Below are 19,502 nucleotides of genomic sequence, written 5' to 3'. Positions count from 1 at the left end.
GGCCGAGGCAGATCTGATTCCGACGACTTGGTTCAGACCTGAGCGTTGTAGTAGCGCGGCATGTCCCGCGGCCTGATGGCCCGTTCGGCCCGGCGGCCCATGAAGTAGACACCGGCGGCGGCATCGGCGCGGGCGCGTGAGCGGCCAAGGCGGTCGAAGTAGCGCAGCCAGAAGAAGGGTAAGGTGAGGAGGCGCGAGAGCTTGTCACCGGCGCCCAGCGTGCGCGAGAAATACCTGATCGACCAGAGCAGGCCGACACCGGCGCCATTGACGGCCCCCGCATCGATCTCGGTGAATTTCCTGAACAGCCAGCGATGACCGCTTTGCGTGAAGCGGGAGAAGTCATAGGCGCGTTCGTGCACCTGCTGCATGAACGGCGTCTCCGCATAAACGATGCCGTTCTTGCGCAAGACACGATGGATTTCGGTCGCGACCGTGGCCGGTTCCAGCACATGTTCGAGCACGGCCTGAATCCAGACGCCGTCAAAGGTCGCATCCTCGAATGGCAGTTTGTGCGCGTCGGCGACCAGTGCGGTGTTGTCGGTGGAGAACACGTCGGTTCCGACCAGTTCGATATCCGGATCGTCGTAGAGGTAGTCCGCGCCGGAGCCGACGGTGCCGCCGCCGACAACGAGCACGACGGGTCTTGCAGTCTGCTGCTTGAGAAGGTCGAGGAATTTCTTGCAATTTTTAGCCGCGACAGGATTTTCACCAAACGTGAAACGATGCAGGCACGTACCGATCGATTGGCCAGTGACATCCCGCGGCATCACCGAGCCGTTGTCGCGATGATACAGGCCGGCGGTCGAACACGCTGGACTCGAAGTCAATGAGCACCGGCTGCCCATCGACAACCGGGAATCCGGCGGCGCTGTAGTCGCAGTTATAGTTCACGCAGGACGGTTTGGTCTGAATGTCGGAGATCGACGAGCCGCAGCGCGGGCAGCGCATGCGGAATTTCCAGTCCGTGGAACGGGAGCATTCCATCAGGGTTCCAACAACGTCGCTCATGAAAAAAATACGCCCCTATGTCATTCCATTTTTGGTCAATGCTGCGACGCCCAATCATGTTCCTCAAGGCGGCCAGCATATGGCGGCATGGCGGCGTTAAGACGCCATTAACCATGACTGTCCTTAATGACGGTGCGTCGGCAAAACGGGCGAAGCGGCGCGGAGAGACTGGATAATGAGCACCATCATCAAGTTCCCGGCGGATGCGGCAGCGCGACGGCTGGGCGTGAATATGGCGCCATCTCCCCGCGAAACCTCCGCAGAAATCCTGATCCTCCCGGTGATCCGAATCGAGCGTCAGATCGACGACAGCAATGGCGGCAGCGGCCCGGAAGAGGGCACTGCGCCGGGACGCCGCCGCAAGCGCCGCGCGCGTTCCTGATTCAGGATCCAGCACCATGTCGGCGATATCCCATCCGGACCGGATACGGCTTCGGCGCAAGATGTCGTTTCTTGCGCCGTCCTTCATACTTGCAACCTTGATCGGCAGCACGCTCGGTGGCTGCGCCGGCGGAGATTTCGGCCGTACCCGCAATAATGCGGTGACCGATGACATGCATCGCTGGATCGGTGTCGAGGCGACCGGCAGCGTCGGCCTGAAGTCGTCGGAGTTCCAGCTCACTGATCTCGAACGCCAGATGCGCGATCTCGCTTATCCACTGATCGAGCCGCCGCATTCGCGGCCTTTGTGGAAGAGTGTGTTCGGCGACTACAAGCCGATCGCATCACCCTGGCGGCAGAACGTCATCTACGATCGCACGGCCTATGGCCGGCTGCTGATCGACGAGCCGCATCGCTCGCATACGTCGCGGTACAGCGTGCTGATGGACGACGCGCGCGACGACATCCTGCGTTTCGAAGCGTTTTATGCGACGGCGGCCAAGGTCGTCGAGCTCGATCGCAAGCGCAATGCCAGTTTGAAACTCGTTTCAGGGTTGGAGCCGAAGGAGCGCGCTGACGCCATCGCGCGCATGGATGAGAACGCGCTGATCGTGCAGTGGGTCGAGCAATGCCTGCAGCGGCGGGTGTCGTCCTACAAGTGGGCGCTGGAACGCATGGTGATCCACGCCCCCGATGGTATGGCGTCCGGCGCCGATATGCTGATCGGCGAGTTGGCGGCGCAGACCACGGCTATGGCTGGCAGCCTCACGCCGGTTCGCCCCGGCAAGGTGCTCCAGGTCGGCGGATAGCTGGAAGTGTAGGGCGGATTACGCTTCGCTGGTCCGCGCGACGGCGTCGGACTTTTCCACTGGCTTCACCTGATCATCCGGCACGGTCTGGCGGCCAAGAATCTGCCGCGCGCCTTTGCGCGAAAACGGCTGCACGATCTGTCCCAGAAACCCCGGTGCAACCTTGCCGCTGATGCCGAGGCGGTCCGGCGACGCCTTGGCAGGATTGAGATAGGTGCCGAACACATGGTCCCACACCATGATGTTCTCGCAGTAATTGCTGTTGCCTTCCTTGAGCGCCTTCGAATGATGCCAGCGATGCAGCTTTGGCGTCGCAAAGATCGGATCGAACAGCGCCGTGCGCGTCTCCACATTGCAATGGGTGAGCAGCCCGGTGATGGCCGTCACCGCGCCGACCCACAGGAAGACAGGGAGCGGCGCGTCGAGCAGGTAGAGCGGCGCCTGGCTGAGCGCCATCTTGATCAGCGAGTCGATCACGTGAAAGCGTCCGGTATTCACCACCCAGAGCCGGACCACGCTGTGATGAAGCGCATGAAAGCGCCAGAACAACAGGTTTTCATGGGCGATCCGGTGCGACCAGTAGAGGCCGAATTCGGCAATCACCAGCGCGAGCACGACCTGCGCGATCAGCGGCCACTGTGTCGGCCACAGATGCGAGGCGTGATCGCCCGTTCGTGCGAAGGTGGCGACGGCCATGGGAAAGATCGCAGTGGCCGCGACAGCCAGTTGCGCAGTGCCCTTGGTCAGCAGCGTATGTCCGATGTCATTCAGTGTTTCGCCATCATGCTGCAGCCATTCCTCACGATGTGGCATCAGCCGTTCGAGGGCGACGATGGCGAGAAACAGCGCGGCATAGACGATATTGAACCCGAACAGCGGCGCATCGCTGGCGAAGGCCATGCCGGCACCGAGCAGTGCCCCGAAATACAGCAGCGGCCACCAGACGGCGGACAGGAAATGGCCGACGGCGGTGCCCGACGCGTCGGACGCATTCCGGTGGTTCTGCATGGCAAGCCCCGTTATCCCGCCGATTCGCAGAGCGACGATGACACGGAGCTTCGCCGCGGCAGATTGCAGGCAGATTACGCCAGAGGGCTCCCTAGACGTTTTCTATGCGGAAAAACGTCACGGTCGCCGCAGTCTCAGGGCTGAGCCCCAGGATCGCCGCTCGGGAATCCTGAATGTCGATTGGTCCTAGTCGAATTTATAATTCAGCCCCGCGCGCGCAGTGTGCAGTGTAGCCTGGCTCGAACTGTTGATGGTGAGGCCAAAACCGGGCGCCGTGTTGCTGTCCCCGGTCGTACCGACCTTGCCCAGGTCGATATACAGATACTCTCCTTTGACCGACCAGTTGCGCGATAGCGCATATTCGAGGCCGGCGCCTGCCGCCCAGCCGACTTTGGTCTCGCTTATGGAGTTGCGGATATCATTGAAGCTGAAACCCACGGATCGAACGACGGCTTGCGAGAAATCGTGACGTCCAACTGCGAGGCCACCGGTTGCGTAGACCAGCAGGTCTTGCTGGACGGCGTAGCCCAGCCGCCCGCGGAATGTTGAAACCCATTTCACGTTGTCATGCTCAGTGAATGAGCGGTCTGCCAACGCCGCGGCCGGAGGCGGGGTCAATGAACCGGTGCTTCGGCCTCCTTTGATGTCTGCGAACGAGAAGTCTGCCTCGACGCCCCACACCCAGTTGGCGGTCTGAAAGTTGTAGCCGGCCTGGAGGCCGCCCAGCGCACCGGAGGTCTGTAGGGCAGGGCTGCCGTTGTCGATCAGCCATTGCCCACCGACGGCTCCCCAGGTCGGGCCGGGGACCAGCGAAACCTGCGCATCGTTCCAGCCATATCCGGCATGGGCACCAACATAAAACCCAGTCCAGCTCCATGGAGCTGACGCAACGAGGGGAGCCTTGTAATGCGGTTGAGCGAGATTGTCCGCAGCTAGCACGGGCGTTGACGCCAACAACACGCACCCCATCACGCAGGCCAATTGAGCAGATTTCGACATCAGGCTCTCCCGTAGTTCGAGACGTTACTTTCAGACCTGCAGCGTCTTCGGGCGGCAAGTCCCTCATCTGCGCCTTCCGAACGGTTCGGAGTCGCCATCGCCACAGCTACGCGTCGCGAGATTGGCTGTCGTCACCCCGAAGTATGATGTGGTAAAATATGCCGCGTATGCGCGTCCGGAAATTGACTTCGACTTCGTCGTGCCACACGAGGGCACGCGCAATCACGGGTTTGGAATATTCATGGACGCTGTCGACAATGACGTACTCTCTTCCATCATCGGAGATATCTACGACTGCGTTCTAAATCCCGAGGGATGGTCGCGTGTTCTCACCCGCATCACGCAGACCATGGATGCGGCCTACACCACGATCGCTCTCGCAGGCACGTCGGACAATCACGGCCGGTTTGCTGCCCAGTCCCCTTGGGATGCCGAGCGCATGCGGGCACTGCAGGACTACAGTTTTGACGATATTCCGGGCCTGAAGGCAGCCGTGGTCGGCGATGTCGATACGCCGGTATCGACACTCTCGTTGATGCCTGAAAATGAGCTGCAGCAGACTGCGTTCTTCCGGAATTGGGCCGGCCCGCAAGGACTGCGCGAAGGAAGTATCATCAAATTTGTTCACACGCCGGATCGCATCGGTCTACTAGGTTGCACCACCTGGGCGGACAGGCCCGCCGTGTCGGCCGCGGATCAACGGTTTCTGACCTTGCTATCTCCACATTTGCGCAGGGCCGCGATGATCAGCGACCTGCTCGATGACGTGCGCGTGACGGCGCAGTTGTTTCGTGAATCACTCGAGAACCTCGCAGTGCCCGTTGTATTGACCGACGCGGCCGGATCGGTACTCCATGCCAATGCAAGTGCCGAACGCATGTTCGCAACTGATGGTCCGATCCTGCGTCAGGGGCGAACCATTCAGGCACAGAACGCAGTGATGGGCGATGCATTGTTGCAGGCGATCGCAAGTGCTGCCTCGGACCTCTCACTCGGCGCCAAAGGCATTGGCTTGCCGGTGTCGGCGGCAGGGCAACCTCCCGCGGTCGCCTATGTCCTGCCTTTGACCGCTGGTACGGCGCGCGCCGCTTTTCGTCCCGCCTGCGCCGCCATCTTCGTCTCGACGACGACGTCGGCCTCACCATTGCCGGAAGCTGTGCTGACGACGCTGTTTGAGCTCACGCCCGCCGAAGCACGCGTGCTCGTGAGCGCCGGGAAAGGGTTCAACCCGTCCCAGACTGCTACTTTGCTCGGGATCTCGGAGAATACGCTGAAGACGCATCTCAACCGGATCTACGCCAAGACCGGCAGCTCGCGGCAGGCCGATCTCGTGAAGCTCGTTGCGGATATCGGCACACCGCTGGCAATCACATAACGTAGGATGGGTAGAGCGTCTTCGCAAAACCCATCACGACGGTGCTTGGGATTGATGGGTTTCGCTGCACTCTAGCCATCCTACGATGGCGCTCGCGCTATCGCTTGCCCTTCACCGGCGCGGCCGGCGGATCGGTCTGCACCCGACAATTCGAGGCGGCGAGCGATGCCTGCGCCTGCGTAATCAGGCCGGGCTCGGCGGCGAGGGCTTTCAGCGTGTTGGATCGGTCGAGCGTAGGCGCGCGGCGCCCGAGCGAAACCAATCTGCGGAGCAGGATCATGACGGAAGCGGCGTTGAGGAACGCTTGAGCAGAAGCGGGCAGCCTCCGTCTCATGCCTGATCCGTCCCGGACTTACGCCTTGGCGGCGTTCTGTGCAGCCTCGAATACGTCGCGTGCGGACGTCGTACCCGCTAGGTGCTCCGTATCCTCGGCTCCGAGGTCCATCCATCCCGCGTTCACGGCCTCAAACATTTCTTCGGCAGGTCCGGTGTGGCCCTTCGGGATGCCGAATTGCTCGAACGCTTCCGTCCACCCTGCACGCGGGACTGCAAAGGCTTTCACGTCGAGCTTCAGAACTTCACCCAATTGCTTGGCGACTTCATCCGCGCTGACCATCGAACCAAGCTCGACGATGCGCTGCCCTGACCAGGCTGGCCCGCTCAAAAGGGTTGCGACCTCCGCGCCGATGTCGTTCGTCGCGACCATGGTCGATTTCCGGTTTGTCGGATTGTAGTAGACCGGTAGCGTTCCGCCCTGGGCGACTTGCAAGCCGTAGAGGAAGTTTTCGAAAAATCCGCCTGCGCGCACAAATGCGATTGGGGACGTCAGGTCGCGAAAACCTTGCTCCAGGAGCGATAAGGCCGTGATCATCCCGAGCCCGCTGGTTCTGTTCGCGCCCATCGACGAAAGCGCAACCACGCGCGGCGGCGCTGCCTTGGTGAGTGCCTCGACATAGTTTGCAATCACGCCCTTTGCTTCTTTGTAATCGGGCGAGGGCGCCCAGACAGCCGGCAACATGACAAACGCGCCTTCGACGCCTTTGAGCGCTTGCTCGATGGCTGCCGAATCATTCCAATCGCCGTCTACCAGTTCCACGCCCTGGTTCGCCCAGTCAGCCGCTTTCTCGCGATCGCGGACGAGCGCGCGTATTTCCTTGCCGTGCGCCAACAGATGTTTTGCTGCTGCGCCGCCAACTTTTCCCGTGATTCCCATTACTAGAAACATGCATTTTCTCCTGATTTATGGGACAGAGCACTGCCCTGTTGGTTCAATGGATGAGCGGCAGAATGGCCCGGATACGGGGATCGCGCAGATACAGGCCGCCCCATGTCATCGCGCCCAGAAGCAGTGAAATGATTTCCGACGGCGACCCCAACTCACCGATGCGGACATGGGCGCAGATGGCACCTCCCAGAAAGCCCGTCACCAGGATCGCGCCGAGTACGGAGGTAGCCGGAATGGCGTAAAGGATGGCGCAGGCGAGTATGATCGGACCCACGATACGGGTCAGGTCCATCGCGAACCCGGTTTCCTGCAACATGCTTGCGATCTGTGCCGGCGCGAAAAGCTGAATAGTGCCGTCTGCCACCAGAGCGATAACGACAATCGCGCTCATTATCCGGCCGGCCCACAGACTGCGATGCGAGGTCATCGCTTCAGGCATGTGATGCAGGTTCATGGCTTGGGACACTTTGTCGTTCTCCGATGGGGTCACCCAATTTCGAGGCTTACCGTATTGTGCCTCTTGAACATGATAAACACCGACAAAGCGAACGCACTGTTCTCTCTGTGGTGACCAATACCGAGGCACGAAAATGCAGAATCTCGAACCCATCCTCATTTTCATAACGGTCGCGGAAATGGGGAGCTTCACCCGCGCAGCCGATAGCCTGGGCATCCAGAAGGGAAGGGCCTCAACAGCGGTCCGGAAGCTGGAAGAATATCTCGGTGTCAGACTCCTGCACCGGACGACGCGCAGTGTGCAGTTGACGGAAGACGGACGCGCATTTCATGCGCGTGCCCGCGATCTGCTTGCTGAAGTCGATGACCTGCACTCGATGTTCGCAAGCGATCGCGTAGCACTTCGCGGGCGTTTACGGGTCGATCTCCCGACCGAGGTGGCGCGCTCAACGATCGTGCCGGCCTTGCCGGTATTCATGGCGACTCACCCCGAGTTGGAGCTGGAGGTGTCGAGTACGGATCGGCAAGTTGATCTGGTTCAAGAAGGGTTCGACTGTGTATTGCGGCTTGGACCCATCGGGGACGAGACGCTGATTGCTCGCCCGCTGGGCAAGTTGCGCATGGTCAATGCTGCCAGTCCCGCCTATCTGGCGCGCTATGGCGTCCCTCGATCGCTAGAAGATTTCCAGCGTCAGGAACATCGGACAATTCATTTTTCGACGATGCTGGGCGCAAGACCCTATGGATGGGAATACCCGGACGGCGACAGCTACGCGACGCTTCAGTTGCCTGGTGCGCTACACGTCAACAGCGCACAGACCTACGAAGCCGCTGCCCTCGCCGGCCTTGGCCTGATTCAGGCGCCTCTCTTGGGAATTGGCCGATACTTGGAGAGTGGAGCGCTTGTGGAGATCATACCCGATTTTCGTCGCCGGGCGCTCCCCGTGTCCCTCGTCGTAGCACATCGGAGCAATCTGTCGCGCCGAGTCCGCGTATTCATGAAATGGATCGAAGATGTGCTGACGCCGTATCTGGAATAGCGAGACGAACATCTTCGCCCGGCCCTCGAAATCAACATTCCGAAGTTATCTGATATCGATCGCCCTGTGTCGTCGGTAACAGTGAAACTATCGCTTGCCCTTCACCGGCGCTGCCGGCGGATCGGTCTGCACGCGGCAGTTCGATGCGGCCAGTGACGCCTGCGCCTGCGCCATCAGGCCGGGCTCGGCGGCGAGCGCCTTCAGCACGATCAGGCCGGTTGAGGTTGGCGAGTCGATGATGAGGCGGTCGGCGGAAGTGACGTCCTCTTCCTCGGGCAGGGCTTCGTGCTGCGCCTCGGTCATCAGATCCAGCTCGATGACGCGGCGGCCGGCGGAGCGGTCATTGATCGCATAGTAAGCGACGTCGCTGCGGGTGTAGAACGACACCGATGTATAGGATTGGCTGACCGGAACGGTGAGTTTGATCGGTCCTTTGGCCAGATCGTAGCGGCAGACGGCCATGGCGAAGGCCGGGTCCATGAATGGCAACAGCGCATTGGCCGGTTCGGTCTGCGGCAGTGTTGTCACCGCATTTTCCTTCGTCACCGAGGCGAGGCGCGAATAGGCGTCTTGCGTCGCGATGCGGGGCAGCGCCAGCACGCTGACAAGATGCACGATGCCGCCGAGCACGACGCCACCAATGATTGCGAACAGCAGCCGGATCATGGGCAGCTCACCGTGGCAATGGTGGGCATCGGTGCGTCTTTCTGCGTCCGGGTGGCAACGCCAACCGGCGTATCGTAGAGCCGCAGCATCAACACATAGCGTTCCAGCGCGCTGGTCGGCAGCCAATTGCCCGCACGCGAGCGCGCTGCGATGTGGATCTCGAATGCACCGTCGGCATTGCGCACCACTTCCTGGCTGGTGAAGCCGTAGCGCTGCAATGTGTTGGGCACCAGACGGCCCTTGGTGTCATAGAGCGAGAGCGTCCAGAAACGCGCAGCCGGTGTCACGCCTGACACGACGATATCGCAGCGACCATCCAGCGGCTTTTTCTTGTCGTCGGTGGTGGCCGTGAAGGTGACGCCGTCGCCCGTGCCGATCGGCAATTCGCCCGACCGTGCAATGGACGCACGCGCATAGGGATCGATCTCGCTGGTGCCGGTGCGTGGGCGGGCAGTCCATGCACCGATGGTGAGTGTGCCAAGGTCTGTGCCGCGGGTTGCTGTAGTCCAGGTCAGACCAAGACCGACAGCAGTGGCGATCGCGAGCGCCAGGAGCGTGAGGAAGATCAGCCGCACGTGCGCACCGTCATGATAGCAGCTTCAGTTCTTGCGTGACGCGGGGGCGGTTGCGGGTGTGGTCGTTTTGGCATCCGGTGCATCATTCGCCGACGCGTAGCTCTCGGGGAAGGCCAGCGCGGAGGAGGCGCGGGGCTTCAACGGTTCGTTGGATGATGTGCGGCCGGCGGTCTTGCCGGCGTCGTCGAGCAGCTTCTCGACACGCAGCAGGACGTCGGCGCCGCGGCGCGTCAGCACCGGCGGCGGGCCGGGCTTGGCGTCCTGCGCGTTGGCCGCCATGACGGATGAGGCGGCTGCGGCAGGATTCTTGGTACCCGCGCCGACACCCGGAATTTCCTTGATCTCGATGCCCTGATGAGCTGCGACCATGATGTCGTGCCATGTCTGCGCCGGCAGCGAGCCGCCGGTCATGCGGTTGGTCGGCGAGTAGTCGTCATTGCCGTACCAGACTGCGCAGCTGAAGTTGCCGGTATAGCCGACGAACCAGGCGTCGCGATACGCGTTGGTGGTGCCGGTCTTGCCTGCGGTCGGAATGCCATCCAGCGCCGCGCGGCGCGCGGTGCCCTCGCTGACAACGTGACTCATCATGCCGGCCATATCGGCGGCGATGGAAGCGGGGACGGCCTGCAACTGTTTCGGACCATCGCGGTCGAACCGCCAGACGAGATCTCCGGCGCCGGTGCGCACTTCCAGCACGGCATGCGGTGTCGATGATCGGCCCTTGTTCGGGAATGTGGCATAGGCAACGGCGTGTTCGAGCACGGTCACTTCGGCGGAACCGATTGGCAACGACGGTGTGTCGAGCAGCGGCGCCTTGATGCCGAAGCGACGCGCGGTCTCGACGATCTTGGCCCGGCCGGCCTTGGCCGGGTTCTGCGCGCCCTTGCCAAGCGCAATGGAGATCTTCACCGGCACGACGTTGATCGAACGGGTGATCGCCTGCGTCAGCGTGACGTTGCCGGAATAGGAGTGGCCATAGTTCTGCGGGCACCAGTTGCCGATACAGACCGGGCCGTCGAGGATGATCGAGGTCGGCTTGTAACCGTTGAGCAGCGCCGTCGTATAGACATAGGGCTTGAACGATGAACCGGGCTGACGCATTGCGTCCACCGCGCGGTTGAACTGACTTGCGCCATAGTCGCGGCCACCCACCATGGCGCGGACGCCGCCTTCGAGGTCCGACACCACCGTGGCGGCCTGCGTCGCATGATAGTCGCGGCCGAACTGGCGGAGCTGGTTTTCGACGGCGGCCTCGGCCGCGCGCTGCACGTTCATGTCGATGGCAGTGCGGACCACGAAGACGCGTTCGATATAGGATTTCGGGAATGTATCGACGAGCTTGCGCATCTCGTCGAAGGCCCAGTCGAGATAGTAGTTCGGCGAGATTTCCTGGCGGCGATCGACGGCCACCGCTGGATTGCGCCGCGCACCGAACACCTGACCTTCGGTCATGAAGCCGGCATCGACCAGGTTGTCGAGGACCACGTTGGCGCGGGCGCGGGCCGCGGGCAGATTGATATGCGGCGCGTATTTTGTCGGCGCCTTGAACAGGCCGGCGAGCATCGCGGCTTCCGCGAGGTTCACGTCGCGCGCGGATTTGTTGAAATAGAAATGTGCGGCGCCGTCGACACCAAAAGTGCCGCCGCCCATGTAGGCGCGGTCGAGATAGAGCTTCAGAATTTCATTCTTGGTGAGGCGGGTTTCCAGCCAGATGGCCAGGAACGCTTCGTTGACCTTGCGCTCGATGGTGCGCTCATTCGACAGGAACAGGTTCTTGGCGAGCTGCTGCGTCAGGGACGAGCCGCCCTGGCGCACGCCGCCGGCCTGCGCATTGGTGACGAGTGCGCGCGCGGTGCCGGCGATATCGATGCCGAAGTGATCGTAGAAACGGCGGTCCTCGGTGGCGAGGGTGGCCTTGATCAGATTGTCCGGGAAGTCTTCCAACGGAATGGAGTCGTTGTGCTTGATACCGCGGCTGCCGATCGGATTGCCGTAGCGATCGAGGAACGTGACCGCGAGGTCCGACTTCTTCAGCCAGTCTTCATCGGCAGTTTCGCGAAACGCCGGCTGCGCCAAAGCCAGCATCAGGATCAGGCCGCCGAGGCCGATGGTGGCCATTTCCGACAGGGGCTCGATGAAGACCCAGCGCTTCCAGCGGCCGACATAGAAGCGGTCCATGAAGGTCGAGAAGCGCTCATAGAGTTCGCGGGTGCCGCGGCCGGACGAGAACAGTCCGGAATCGATGCGCGCATCCAGATCCAGCATGAAATGCCGGAACTTGGTCTTCCAACGGGATGGCACGATCTGAGGCACAGGGGCCCTTGGTTGTTGCGATATTCTTGCGTCAGGCTTGCGACGCGTGTGGATGTCTTGCGGACATATTACGGCGATCCAGCGGCACGGCGAGGCACCGGAAGACTCGCCAAGTTCTAGCCGAGCGGAGCCGATAAACCAATGGCATCGCTCGGAATTTGCTCGACAGGACTAACGGGATTCCGGGTTTTGCCCTTGTTTGCGCGGCTGCCGACACGATGTTGCTTGCAGAGGTGATGCGGCTGCACCTAGAACGACTGTTCGCCCCAAACTGGATCGATTCAAATAGCATGACAGCGCGTCCCCCGCGTCCTTCCGCACAAGCAGGAATGTTCTGGAAAACCAAGACGTTGGAAGAGATGTCCGGCGCCGAGTGGGAAAGCCTGTGCGACGGCTGCGGACGTTGCTGCCTGGAAAAGCTGGAAGACGAGGATACCGGCAAGATCTATTACACGCATGTGTCGTGCAAATTGCTCGATGCTGGCCTCTGCGCCTGCAAGGATTATCCGAACCGGTCCGACCATGTTCCCGATTGCGTGCGCCTGACCCCCGATAATGTCCGCACGCTGAGCTGGTTGCCGCCAAGCTGCGGCTACAAGCTCGCAGCCGAGGGGCGCGATCTCTATTGGTGGCACCCGCTCATCTCGGGCAGCACCGACACCGTCCACGAGGCCGGGGTTTCGGTGCGTGGCCGTGTCGAGGGCACCGAGGACACGATCTCCGACGACGAGCTGCAGAATCATATCGTGACCTGGCCGGCGCTGCTGCCGCGCAAGGCCAAGCTGAAGAAGCGTCCGGCGTAAGATCCCCGGTTTGCCTCGTCCGATCACGCGCGCTCGACCTCAGGCTGATCGCGGCGGGACGCTCCCATGCAAGGAAACACCTGTTGCTGCACGGGGCAGGGGAATAGATTTCTTCCAAGGAGAGTCTGTGCGCGGAACCGCGCGCCGAACGACCTCCTCCCGAGTTATCTCCCAAATCCCTTGAATCCGAAGTTGCATGAGCAAGATCGAACGACAGGGCCGGTCAGCGGCCGATGATCAGATGTTGCCCGAGGAAATCCGGTCGGATGAGCTCCTGTCGGACGAGTTCGCGCAGGAACTGTCGCGGATCCCCACTGAAGTGATCGAACCCGGCGACGCGCCTGCTGTCGTGAAGGCGCCGCTGACCCCCGCCGAAGTCCGCACCATCCTGATGAGCCTGCTGCTGACCATGTTCCTGGCAGCGCTCGACCAGACCATCGTTGCCACCGCGCTGCCAACGATCGGCCGGCAATTCGCCGACGTGAACAACCTGTCCTGGGTCATCACCGCCTATCTACTGGCATCGACCGCGGTGGCGCCGGTGTTCGGCACGCTCAGCGACATCTATGGCCGCCGCGCCATGATCATCACCGCGATGTCGCTGTTCATGGTCGGCTCGATCATGTGCGCCCTGGCGCCGAACATGATCGTGCTCATTATTGCGCGCGCGTTGCAGGGCCTCGGCGGCGGAGGCATTCTGCCCATCGTGCAGGTGGTGATTTCCGACGTGGTGTCGCCGCGTGAGCGCGGCCAGTATCAGGCTTATTTCAGCGGCGTGTGGGTGGCGGCCGGCATCGGCGGCCCGATCATCGGCGGATTGTTCGCCGAACATCTGCACTGGTCGATGATCTTCTGGATCAACATCCCGCTCGGTGTGGGATCGCTGGCGCTACTGTTGCCGAAGATGAAGAAGCTTCCCGTGTTTCATCGCCGCCGCAAGGTCGACTGGCTCGGCGGCGTGCTGTTGATGGCCTCGGCCGTCGTCTTCATGCTGGTGCTGACATGGGGCGGCACCAAATTCTCATGGGCATCGCCGACCATCGTCGCGATGATCGGCGCCGCGGCTGTGATGGCTTTCGCCTTCATCTGGCATGCGATTCATCACGATGAACCGTTCCTGCCACTGCCGCTGATGTCGGGCTCGGTGGTGCCTTTCGCGATGGCCGCCGGCGGCTGCGCGATGGGCGCGATGCTCGGGCTCACCGTGCATATGCCGCTGTATTATGAAGTGGTCTACGGCCTGACGGCAGGCGAGGCCGGCGTCGCGCTGATCCCCATCGCGGCGGTGTCGGTCGGCGGCGCCGCCTTTGCCGGGCACATGATGACCAAGGCGAAACACTACAAGCGCGTGGCGATCGCCGGCACCGCCATGTCGGCGCTGATGGGCCTGTTGCTGGCGCTGATGACGCCGCTGCCGCTGTGGGCGCTGCTGACGATGCTCGGTCTGTTCTCCATCGGGCTTGGTACGGTGTTTCCCGTCAGCCTCGTCTCGATCCAGAACGCCGTGCCGCGACCGCAGATTGGCACCGCCACCGGCGCGATGAACTTCTTCCGCGCGCTGATGGCGTCGTTCACCGTTGCTGCTTTCACCACCATTCTCCTTATGGCGCTTGGTACGGACATTTCGATCTCTGGCGAACATGCCGCCAGCACGCATCCGATCGCGGCCAGCGATATGGTCAGCGCCTTCCGCTACGTGTTCGAAGCCGCGGCAGCTCTGCTGGCGCTCTCGACAGCGTTCCTGCTGCTGATGGAAGAGCGTCCGCTGGCAGGGCCGGCAAAGGCGAAGCCGTCACTGGTTTCGGAGTAGTTTTTAGAGCAGGGCGGATTAGCGAAGCGTAACCCGCCAGCTTGAGGCTGGGCATCGGGCGTCAGATTACGACGCGCTAGTGCACCCTGCGCAGAACTGTAATAATGCACCGAGTTCACACATAGTTACCGCACGATTAATTCATAATTGAGCCTGTTAGTGAACCTTCCTGCAACCTCTGCCGCTTAGGTTGAGCCCAGTTTTCAGGGGACGGCGTAGAAGAAATCTGCGGCCGTATGAGGAGATTTTGGTGTTGCGTTTGATTTCAAAATTTATCGACGATGAGTCCGGTGCCACCGCCATCGAATATGCGCTGATCGCCGCCGGCATCAGCCTCGCGATCATCGTCGCCGTGCAGGGTCTCGGCACCACGCTGAACGGGCGCTATGCCGCCGTGAATACGTCGCTGAAATAGGGCAGTGAAAACCGGCTGCGCCGGGTGCGTGGCCATCGCAATCGACAAAAGACGTGGCTGTCTTGTCGGAACGCGATGTTGTGAATGTCCTATCGATCGCGGTGCGGCTACCTATATGATCATGCGCGGGCGTTGAGCCTGCGCATTTTCGTATGGATGACCATCATGACATTAAATTTGCGTTTGAATCTTTCGGCATTCGCCGGTTTGGGATTTGCTGCATTCGTCCTCGCGGGAGCGACGCCGGCCTCGGCGGCTGGTGCGCAATACTGCATCGCCCAGAGCGGCGCCAACGGCGAATCCTCCTATGTGAGCAACTGCATCTTTTCTGACTACCAGCAATGCATCAATGCTGCAGTCGGTACGCGCGGCAATTGCGTGGGCAATGTCGAGTATCGTGGCGGAGCTGCTACGGAACCGGCGCCACAAGGTCGCCAGCGCGCGCGTTGAGTGATCGCCGGTTGGTGAAGGACGCACCGATGACGCTGAAGATTCGCGGGCTCGTATGGGCCTTGGCTGCGATTGCAATCGCGTCGGCCGCGTTGCCGACTCTGGATCTCGCACAGGCGCGACCATCGGTCGCGGCCCGCTCCGGCATTCCGCCATTCTGCGTGTTGACCGGCGGTCCCCGCGGGCCGGGCAGTGTGCCGCAGATCTGCCGGTTCTTCGACTATCAGCAATGCCTGCAGGCTGCGGCCGATCTGCGCGGCAATTGCGTGGTCAATATCGACTATCCCGGCAAGATTTCTGGTGCGCCTGGAGCGGCGTGGTCACAGCCGCTGCGATAGCCAGCGCGTTGATTGCGCGGATAAAATTCCAATATAACGACTAAATTCACTATCTAGGATTTTTAGCCTTGACAGCGTTGCGCTGTCGAAGTAGCTTTACGGCATGCTCCACAATTGGGTTCGCAGCTGATGCCGCCGGGAAAGCGCATCGGATCGACCTCCATCAGCCGGTGTTGAGCGAACCTGATCGGATCGGAACATCGATCCATATCTCGCGTTGTTTTCTGCGTGATGCCGCAAGGTATTCAACAGCCAGCGAAACGAGGGCGCACCATGGCAACCAAGCAAAACGAGCAGATCGTCGAATCCGCGACAGAAGCACGCCAGGCTGAACCGGGCCCGTCGATCCTTGCGCTTCTGGCGATGAGCACCGGCCTCGCGGTGCTGATCCTCGGCGTGGTCTGGTTTGTCTTCTTCAGGACCTGATCGCCTGCGGCGATCGGCCGATCCATTTCGGTCGGTTCCGCACTATTGACTGACAGCAGCAACGAGTTCCCAACATGATCCGAAAACCGATAGCCCGCCCGGCGAAAAAGCCGGTGCGGGCCGCTGTTGTGACTACTGAGGAAACCCCGGCACGCGAGATGCCCGATCCGGTCGACGAGGATTCATCTGCCGAAGACGTGGTGTCGGATGCCACGTCTTCGGATACGCCTATCGATAATACGAATGTCGATGAACCCGCCGCCGAAGACCTGATCGCTGTAAAGAAGCGCGCCAGCGTCGAGGCCAGGCGGAAGACGATGGCTGCGACGATGATATGCGCGGCAACCGGCCGACCGAAATTCAAGCCGGCAAAGACGGAAGACCAGGCGGAATTCTCTAAAGTCCTTGCAGATGCCGAGAAAATCCTGGGCAAGAAAGTGAAGCCCGGCTCGCGCGCGCCGCTGGTCAAACGCGTCACCAAGGTTATCGAGCGCGAGATGGATCTGATCGAGAGGATCGTCGGGCGCATAGGCGGGGATGAATCGCTGCGTAGCGAAGCCGATCAGCGCGCCCGCACGCTTTCTGTATTGGTGCGGACGTTGACCGAACTGAAGAAGGCGCGCGTCGGCGACGAGCAAGGGTCTGCCGATCATGACGACCGCCCTCGAGACCTCGACGAACTCCGTCAAAGACTTTCTGAGCGTCTTGCAAAACGCCTCCGAGGAGGAGCGCAACTTTCTGCTGGCGGGGCTGACGCCAGGCGAGATGACGTTCCTGAATGAACGCTGGGACGTCTTCGCGCATCGGCACCAGCTCCCGCCCGTGCTGGCGGCGAATGGTGCGCCGTGGCTAACCTGGCTGATGATCGGCGGCCGCGGTGCAGGCAAGACCCGCGCTGGCGCCGAGTGGGTGCGCGCACAGGCAATGGGCCGTGCACCGCTTGCATCCGAGAAGGCCGGACGCATCGCGCTGGTCGGGGAATTGACGGTCGAATGCGCAGCCTTGTGGTGTGTACTGATGCACGAATTCTGGACTGGCGATATCCAGACCATCAATGCGCTGGTCAATGCCACCGCACTGCTGGTGACCTATTGGGGGTTCCGTTTCGGCGTGCTAGGCGTCTATATCAGCGGCCGCACCCGCGAAAAGGTCAGTGCACTCACCGGGCAGGATTCGCCCGGCATGGTCGAGAAGCTGGTCAAGGCGGTTCTGGTCAAAGACGGTGTGAAGAAAAAGTAAGGTTGGCGGCTGCCGCCATTCATGAAGCGTTCACGCGCCCGGGCATCAATTCTGGTTGTGAACGCGGAGAAGTCACTTGCGCCTGCTCGTTGTCGAAGATGATCCCGATCTCAACCGTCAGCTCACCACGGCGCTGACCGATGCCGGCTATGTCGTCGATCGCGCCTTCGATGGCGAGGAGGGGCATTTCCTCGGCGACAGCGAGCCCTATGACGCCGTGGTGCTCGATATCGGCCTGCCGAAGATGGACGGCATTTCGGTGCTGGAAGCCTGGCGCCGCAACAACCGCATCATGCCGGTCTTGATCCTCACCGCGCGCGACCGCTGGAGCGACAAGGTGCAGGGCTTCGACGCCGGCGCCGACGACTATGTCGCCAAACCGTTCCATCTCGAAGAGGTGCTGGCCCGCATCCGCGCGCTGCTGCGTCGCTCCACCGGCCATGCCCAGTCCGAACTCACTTGTGGACCGGTATCGCTGGATACCCGCACCGGCCGCGTCAGCGTGTCCGGCAATCCGATCAAGATGACATCACACGAATACCGGCTGCTGTCCTATCTGATGCATCATACCGGCCGGGTGATCTCGCGTACCGAACTGGTCGAGCATCTCTACGACCAGGATTTCGATCGCGACTCGAACACGATCGAAGTGTTCGTCGGCCGTATCCGCAAAAAGCTCGGTATCGACATCATCCAGACCGTGCGCGGTCTCGGCTATTTGCTCACGCCGCCACAGACGTGATTGTGCCGGGGATGAGAGGGTAATGCGCAACAGCTCGCTCGCAACGCGGCTGTTCCTGTCGGCGACGGCCTGGGTGGTGGTGATCCTGCTGATCACCGGCATCATTCTGTCCTCGGTCTATCGCGGAGCCACCGAGCGCGCTTTCGATCGCCGCCTCAATCTCTATCTCCGCACCCTGGTGGCCGAAGTCGCCAATCCGCCGGACACGCCGGACCACGAGGCGCCATCGCTCGGCGAACCGCTGTTCGAACTGCCGCTGTCCGGCTGGTACTGGGAAATCGCGCCCACCGAAGGCGCGAAGACCGAGATGCGGGCGTCGCGCTCGCTGTGGGACAAGAAGCTGCCCAAGCTTGAGGATCAGGGCGTCGAACTGACTGCGTCGGGCATCCGGCAGGGCTATGTGGATGGGCCCGAAGACCAGCGCCTGCGCATGGTGGAACGCCCCGTCGATCTCGGCGCTGACGGCAAATACCGTGTCAGCGTCGCCGGCGATGCGACGGAGATCTTCGAGGAAACGCGGACCTTCGACTACTATCTCGGCGGCACCTTTGCTGCTCTGTCGATCGTGCTCGTGCTCACCACGATCTTCCAGGTCCGTTTTGGCCTCGCACCGCTGAAGCGCATGTCGAGTGCCATCGCCGATATCCGCTCCGGCCGTGCCGAGCGGTTGGAGGGTACATTCCCCGTCGAGATCTCACCTTTGGCGGGCGAGATGAATGCGCTGCTCGATGCCAACCGCGCCATCGTCGAGCGCGCGCGCACCCATGTCGGCAACCTTGCGCACGCGATCAAGACGCCGCTGTCCGTTCTCGTCAACGAGGCGAACAGCCGGGGCGTCGATCCCCTCGCAACCAAGGTACTGGAGCAGGCCGACGTGATGCGCGATCAGGTGACGCATCATCTCGAGCGTGCGCGGATCGCCGCGCGCGTCACCATCGTCGGCACCGTCACCGATGTCGCGCCGACGCTGGAGGCCTTGTGCCGGACCATGGAGAAGATCCATCGCAACCGCGGCATCAGCATCGATCTCGACGCCGACGCATCGGCGAAATTCCGCGGTGAGAAGCAGGATCTCGAGGAGATGGCCGGCAATCTCGTCGACAATGCCTGCAAATGGGCGGACTCCCACGTCACCATCAGCGTCAGGGTCGAACGCACCGGAGGAACCGATCCGGCGTCGAAGCTGCGGCTCGTTGTCGATGACGACGGGCGCGGACTGTCGGACACCGAACGTGCCCAGGTCGCCCGCCGCGGCCAACGCCTCGATGAGACCAAGCCGGGCTCCGGCCTCGGTCTCTCCATCGTGGTTGATCTGGCGGCGCTCTATGGCGGTAGCCTGACGCTCGGCAAGGCGCCGATCGGCGGGCTGCGGGCTGAACTGGTGCTGCCGGGTGTCTGAGTTCCGGCCTTGTTGCGCCCCG

Annotated in this window: 23 protein-coding genes and 1 pseudogene; 15 read left to right on the top strand and 9 right to left on the bottom strand. The window is 61.8% G+C overall.

Going from position 1 to position 19,502, the window contains the following annotated elements; translation table 11 throughout:
* Positions 1-32 precede the first annotated feature (32 nt).
* The gene (locus CIW50_RS09005) at positions 33-830 is read right to left on the bottom strand and encodes a class I SAM-dependent methyltransferase (RefSeq protein WP_172980275.1); all 798 of its coding nucleotides are present in this window, start codon (positions 828-830) and stop codon (positions 33-35) included.
* An 83-nt stretch (positions 831-913) separates the two neighbouring features.
* Between CIW50_RS09005 and CIW50_RS09000 the strand changes: the two genes are divergently transcribed.
* The 3 genes from CIW50_RS09000 to CIW50_RS08990 all read left to right on the top strand — a co-directional run bounded on the left by CIW50_RS09000 (position 914) and on the right by CIW50_RS08990 (position 2,201).
* On the top strand, positions 914-1,111 hold the full coding sequence (locus tag CIW50_RS09000) for a hypothetical protein (protein ID WP_149530914.1): 198 nt from the start codon (positions 914-916) through the stop codon (positions 1,109-1,111).
* Between the two features lie 75 nt (positions 1,112-1,186).
* Positions 1,187-1,393 (top strand): hypothetical protein, encoded by a 207-nt coding sequence (locus tag CIW50_RS08995; protein WP_149530913.1) that lies wholly within the window; start codon positions 1,187-1,189, stop codon positions 1,391-1,393.
* Between the two features lie 61 nt (positions 1,394-1,454).
* The gene (locus CIW50_RS08990) at positions 1,455-2,201 is read left to right on the top strand and encodes a hypothetical protein (RefSeq protein WP_149531565.1); all 747 of its coding nucleotides are present in this window, start codon (positions 1,455-1,457) and stop codon (positions 2,199-2,201) included.
* Between the two features lie 18 nt (positions 2,202-2,219).
* Here the strand turns inward: CIW50_RS08990 and olsE are convergent, their stop codons facing one another.
* The gene (gene olsE, locus CIW50_RS08985) at positions 2,220-3,209 is read right to left on the bottom strand and encodes an ornithine lipid hydroxylase OlsE (RefSeq protein ID WP_149530912.1); all 990 of its coding nucleotides are present in this window, start codon (positions 3,207-3,209) and stop codon (positions 2,220-2,222) included.
* Positions 3,210-3,395: 186 nt separating this feature from the next.
* Complete coding sequence (locus CIW50_RS08980; RefSeq protein WP_149530911.1) at positions 3,396-4,208, bottom strand: outer membrane protein; 813 nt, start codon at positions 4,206-4,208, stop codon at positions 3,396-3,398.
* Between the two features lie 241 nt (positions 4,209-4,449).
* Between CIW50_RS08980 and CIW50_RS08975 the strand changes: the two genes are divergently transcribed.
* Complete coding sequence (locus tag CIW50_RS08975) at positions 4,450-5,583, top strand: helix-turn-helix transcriptional regulator (protein WP_149530910.1); 1,134 nt, start codon at positions 4,450-4,452, stop codon at positions 5,581-5,583.
* Positions 5,584-5,680: 97 nt separating this feature from the next.
* On the opposite strand, the pseudogene CIW50_RS29810 reads toward CIW50_RS08975, so the two are convergent.
* The 3 genes and pseudogenes from CIW50_RS29810 to CIW50_RS08960 all read right to left on the bottom strand — a co-directional run.
* Positions 5,681-5,797, bottom strand: a pseudogene (locus CIW50_RS29810) (DUF1254 domain-containing protein); the annotation flags it as partial.
* A 138-nt stretch (positions 5,798-5,935) separates the two neighbouring features.
* Positions 5,936-6,808 carry an NmrA family NAD(P)-binding protein gene (locus CIW50_RS08965; RefSeq protein ID WP_149530909.1) on the bottom strand — a complete coding sequence of 291 codons (873 nt, stop codon included), beginning with the start codon at positions 6,806-6,808 and terminating at the stop codon, positions 5,936-5,938.
* A gap of 43 nt (positions 6,809-6,851) precedes the next feature.
* Positions 6,852-7,274: a DoxX family protein gene (locus CIW50_RS08960; protein ID WP_149530908.1), complete on the bottom strand. Its 423-nt coding sequence runs from the start codon at positions 7,272-7,274 to the stop codon at positions 6,852-6,854.
* A 124-nt stretch (positions 7,275-7,398) separates the two neighbouring features.
* Here CIW50_RS08960 and CIW50_RS08955 point away from each other — a divergent pair, with 124 nt between their 5' ends.
* Positions 7,399-8,304, top strand: a complete 906-nt coding sequence (locus CIW50_RS08955; protein WP_149530907.1) for a LysR family transcriptional regulator — start codon at positions 7,399-7,401, stop codon at positions 8,302-8,304.
* Positions 8,305-8,391: 87 nt separating this feature from the next.
* On the opposite strand, the gene CIW50_RS08950 is transcribed toward CIW50_RS08955, so the two are convergent.
* The 3 genes from CIW50_RS08950 to CIW50_RS08940 are packed head-to-tail and all read right to left on the bottom strand — an operon-like array spanning position 8,392 to position 11,858.
* A complete protein-coding gene (locus CIW50_RS08950; RefSeq protein ID WP_149530906.1) occupies positions 8,392-8,970 on the bottom strand; it encodes a DUF1254 domain-containing protein in 579 nt (192 codons plus the stop codon).
* Positions 8,967-9,545, bottom strand: coding sequence for a DUF1214 domain-containing protein (locus tag CIW50_RS08945; protein ID WP_149530905.1), 579 nt, complete (start codon positions 9,543-9,545; stop codon positions 8,967-8,969). Before CIW50_RS08945 ends, CIW50_RS08950 begins: the two co-directional genes overlap by 4 nt.
* Positions 9,546-9,569: 24 nt before the next feature.
* The gene (locus tag CIW50_RS08940) at positions 9,570-11,858 is read right to left on the bottom strand and encodes a transglycosylase domain-containing protein (protein ID WP_149530904.1); all 2,289 of its coding nucleotides are present in this window, start codon (positions 11,856-11,858) and stop codon (positions 9,570-9,572) included.
* A 290-nt stretch (positions 11,859-12,148) separates the two neighbouring features.
* Between CIW50_RS08940 and CIW50_RS08935 the strand changes: the two genes are divergently transcribed.
* The 10 genes from CIW50_RS08935 to CIW50_RS08895 all read left to right on the top strand — a co-directional run bounded on the left by CIW50_RS08935 (position 12,149) and on the right by CIW50_RS08895 (position 19,480).
* A complete protein-coding gene (locus CIW50_RS08935; protein ID WP_149530903.1) occupies positions 12,149-12,661 on the top strand; it encodes a YcgN family cysteine cluster protein in 513 nt (170 codons plus the stop codon).
* Between the two features lie 196 nt (positions 12,662-12,857).
* Positions 12,858-14,471, top strand: coding sequence for an MDR family MFS transporter (locus CIW50_RS08930; protein ID WP_149530902.1), 1,614 nt, complete (start codon positions 12,858-12,860; stop codon positions 14,469-14,471).
* Positions 14,472-14,721: 250 nt separating this feature from the next.
* Positions 14,722-14,886 (top strand): Flp family type IVb pilin, encoded by a 165-nt coding sequence (locus tag CIW50_RS08925; RefSeq protein ID WP_093759013.1) that lies wholly within the window; start codon positions 14,722-14,724, stop codon positions 14,884-14,886.
* 84 nt (positions 14,887-14,970) lie between these two features.
* Positions 14,971-15,336, top strand: coding sequence for a DUF3551 domain-containing protein (locus tag CIW50_RS08920; protein WP_149530901.1), 366 nt, complete (start codon positions 14,971-14,973; stop codon positions 15,334-15,336).
* Between the two features lie 29 nt (positions 15,337-15,365).
* On the top strand, positions 15,366-15,674 hold the full coding sequence (locus CIW50_RS08915) for a DUF3551 domain-containing protein (protein ID WP_149530900.1): 309 nt from the start codon (positions 15,366-15,368) through the stop codon (positions 15,672-15,674).
* Between the two features lie 273 nt (positions 15,675-15,947).
* The gene (locus tag CIW50_RS29000; protein WP_172980274.1) at positions 15,948-16,100 is read left to right on the top strand and encodes a hypothetical protein; all 153 of its coding nucleotides are present in this window, start codon (positions 15,948-15,950) and stop codon (positions 16,098-16,100) included.
* Positions 16,101-16,174: 74 nt separating this feature from the next.
* A complete protein-coding gene (locus CIW50_RS08910; RefSeq protein WP_149530899.1) occupies positions 16,175-16,882 on the top strand; it encodes a hypothetical protein in 708 nt (235 codons plus the stop codon).
* A complete protein-coding gene (locus CIW50_RS29495; RefSeq protein ID WP_149530898.1) occupies positions 16,866-17,339 on the top strand; it encodes a hypothetical protein in 474 nt (157 codons plus the stop codon). The genes CIW50_RS08910 and CIW50_RS29495 overlap by 17 nt, the downstream gene beginning before the upstream one ends.
* Before the next feature lie 76 nt (positions 17,340-17,415).
* Positions 17,416-18,081 carry a response regulator transcription factor gene (locus CIW50_RS08900; RefSeq protein WP_149530897.1) on the top strand — a complete coding sequence of 222 codons (666 nt, stop codon included), beginning with the start codon at positions 17,416-17,418 and terminating at the stop codon, positions 18,079-18,081.
* 22 nt (positions 18,082-18,103) lie between these two features.
* Positions 18,104-19,480 carry an ATP-binding protein gene (locus CIW50_RS08895; RefSeq protein WP_149530896.1) on the top strand — a complete coding sequence of 459 codons (1,377 nt, stop codon included), beginning with the start codon at positions 18,104-18,106 and terminating at the stop codon, positions 19,478-19,480.
* Positions 19,481-19,502 lie beyond the last annotated feature (22 nt).

It is taken from the genome of Tardiphaga sp. P9-11, from assembly GCF_008329525.1.
Lineage (GTDB): Bacteria > Pseudomonadota > Alphaproteobacteria > Rhizobiales > Xanthobacteraceae > Tardiphaga.
This window is presented reverse-complemented; position numbering and strand designations above follow the sequence as displayed.